The following is a 242-nucleotide window of genomic DNA, read 5'->3' as shown; positions in this document are numbered from 1 at the left end:
GGAAGAAGACGACGGTGATCGCGGACGCCTGGCCGATGTTGTTCTGGTCGAAGGCGGTGGTGACGGCCTGGTACATCACGGTGCGGGCGGCGTCCTCGTCGAGGCCGCCGCCTTTGACGAGGACGTAGACCTGGTCGAAGACGCGGAAGGAGAGCACCGAGGTGAGCATGGCGACGAACACGAGGGTGCCGCGGATGCCGGGCAGGGTGACATGGCGGAACTGCTGCCAGCGGGAGGCGCGG

Annotated in this window: 1 protein-coding gene; it reads right to left on the bottom strand. The window is 67.8% G+C overall.

The annotated features are described in order from the left end of the window. The coding region (locus OP79_RS49430) for a carbohydrate ABC transporter permease (RefSeq protein WP_033329996.1) at positions 1-242 on the bottom strand (242 nt) is incomplete at both ends.

Source organism: Streptomyces yerevanensis, from assembly GCF_000716805.1.
Lineage (GTDB): Bacteria > Actinomycetota > Actinomycetes > Streptomycetales > Streptomycetaceae > Streptomyces > Streptomyces flaveus.
This window is presented reverse-complemented; position numbering and strand designations above follow the sequence as displayed.